This window comes from Thermogemmatispora sp. (genome assembly GCF_019683635.1).
GTDB lineage: Bacteria > Chloroflexota > Ktedonobacteria > Ktedonobacterales > Ktedonobacteraceae > Thermogemmatispora.
The window spans coordinates 1-2,296 of record NZ_JADGIA010000354.1; the positions used below are offsets into that span (position 1 = coordinate 1).

Here is a 2,296-nt window from a genome sequence, read left to right on the forward strand (position 1 = left end):
CCGGGCCTCGCCGTCGTCAATATCGATAACGGCGTCGGCGCGGGCATCACCGCGGCCCTGATCGCCAACCGCGTGGCTCAGGCTCGCAAGCATCCCTTGCGCTAGCTAGAAGGCTGCGAGATTTCTGTCTCTCTCGCTGGGAGCAGAGACTGTCTCGCCGCGTTGTTGGGTAAATGTGGAGTTTGAGTGAAAGAGAGGCGGGACCTTCTATGGCGAATAATAAACGCGGACCGGAACCCGGATCGCAGAAGGCCAAGCATGGCGGTCAGGCTGTGCGCGAGAAGTATGGTACGGAGTTCTACGCAAGAATCGGTAAGAAGGGAGGCGAAGCAGTCAAGCAGAAACGCGGCCCTCAATTCTATTCTGAGATCGGTAAGAAGGGCGGCGAGTCGACGAAGCGTCAGCAAGGCTCGGCTTTCTACTCGCGCATTGGCAAGAAGGGCGGTGAGCGGGGACGTGCTGCTAGCTCCGCTGCTGCTCCAGCTCAGACCCAGGACGAGAGCAGCACCAACCCTTAGCCTTAGCATTGCTGGTTTCGCCTGCCGGGCACCTCAGAGAGAAGGTGGCTTGTCCGCTCTCGCCTGTGTCAGGCGGACGTGAGATGTGGAGTGTAGACGTTCGCGATGTTCGGCAAGCCTGCCGACGGAGATGCTGACAGATAGGAAGAGCTGGCCAGCCCTCTCGCTGGCCAGCTCCTCTGAACTTATCCCAATGGCTGCTTTGTGATCGTTGAGAAAGATGCCTTCTGTTTGATGTACTTACTTCGCTCAGCTGCACTCTGCCTCCGCTGACTTCCATCAACAGACAAGGCTGTCCTGAACGGCTCCATCAGGCGCCCGGATGAGAGAGGCCGCTCTCCCTCCGGCCCACAGCCCAGGCTTTCCTCTCCGTCCTAGCGACGGCGCAAAAAGGGGGGCGCGCTAATCTCTCTCTCCTGCTCCAGACGCTCCTGGTAGCGGCGCGCCAGGCTTCGCAGGCCACGCAGATCTTCCAGGCTGCGCTGTGGGCGTGGCAGAGCGGGTGGACGCAGGGGTGTGGCCGAGGCGGCTGGCGTCCCCTGAGACAGGGAGGGACGTGGCGTCAACGGTGGCATGGGAATCATCTGGTGAGACGCCCGAGCCGGCTCGGGCGTGCCTGCGCCGTTGCTGGCCTGGGCTGGTGCCTGCAGCTGAGCTGGACGCGACGCCCCTGAAATCAGCGCTGGTGTCTGAGCTGTGAGTGGTTCCCCCATACCAGCAGCGATCAGTGTCACGCGCAGGCTGTCCTGAAGCGTTGGATCGATGACTGCTCCGAAGGTAATGTCTGCCGCCTCATCGACCACACTACGGATGCACTCCGCCACCTCGTTGACCTCGAAGAGCGTCAGATCCTCGCCGCCACTGATATTGAACAGCACGCGGTGCGCCCCCTTGATCGTCACATTCAGAAAGCCGCCGGCGATGGCCTGCTGAGCAGCGATCTGGGCACGATTGCGGCCCTTCCCCTCGCCGATGCTCATGAGAGCGCTGCCAGCATCGCGCAAGACATTACGCACATCGGCGAAATCAACGTTGACCAGCCCTGGCACGTTAATGACCTCGGCGATTCCTTGCACTCCCTGGCGCAACACATCATCGGCTACCTTGAAGGCTTCTGCCAGACTGCGATCGCGTGTGCTCGACATCAGCAACCGATCGTTTGGAACAGTGATCAAAGCATCGACCTCTTTGCTCAGCTCGGCCAGACCCTCCTGAGCCACGCGGCGGCGGCGGGAGCCTTCAAAGCTGAATGGAAGCGTCACAATGCCAATCGTCAGGGCGCCCAGCTTGCGAGCAATCGAAGCCACCACCGGGGCAGCTCCTGTACCGGTACCGCCTCCCAAGCCGGCGGTGATAAAGACCAGGTCAGCTTCCTTGAGCGCTGCGCGAATCTCCGCAGCGCTCTCCGTTGCGGCGCGCATGCCTACAGCCGCGTTGCCGCCTGCTCCTAAACCCTTAGTATAATGGTGGCCCAGGCTAATCCGCAGTGGGGCCTGTGACAGCTCCAGCACCTGCGCATCCGTATTCATCGCGATGAAACGCACGCCCCTGACATTCATATCAATCATGCGATTCACCGCGTTGGTACCTCCGCCGCCTACACCGGCCACCACGATATCAACATGGCGCGGCTCATCGCAGCGCTCCTCGGCGTCGGCAGGCGCCTCAGTAGCAATCATCTCCTCTTCCGTATCCCGCTGCTCCCAGCCGGCCAGGGTGTGCTCCTCCCGCATATCCTCTCCCACCTCTACCTCATGTCGGAGTACGGCCCAGCGGTT

2 protein-coding genes are annotated in these 2,296 nt (G+C 61.5%); one reads left to right on the plus strand and one right to left on the minus strand.

Features of this window, described 5'->3' with window-relative positions; genetic code table 11:
• Positions 1-209 precede the first annotated feature (209 nt).
• Positions 210-518 carry a KGG domain-containing protein gene (locus IRZ31_RS21230; RefSeq protein WP_297157738.1) on the plus strand — a complete coding sequence of 103 codons (309 nt, stop codon included), beginning with the start codon at positions 210-212 and terminating at the stop codon, positions 516-518.
• A gap of 374 nt (positions 519-892) precedes the next feature.
• On the opposite strand, the gene ftsZ is transcribed toward IRZ31_RS21230, so the two are convergent.
• A partial coding sequence (gene ftsZ / locus IRZ31_RS21235; RefSeq protein ID WP_297157740.1) for a cell division protein FtsZ occupies positions 893-2,296 on the minus strand: 1,404 nt, incomplete at its 5' end.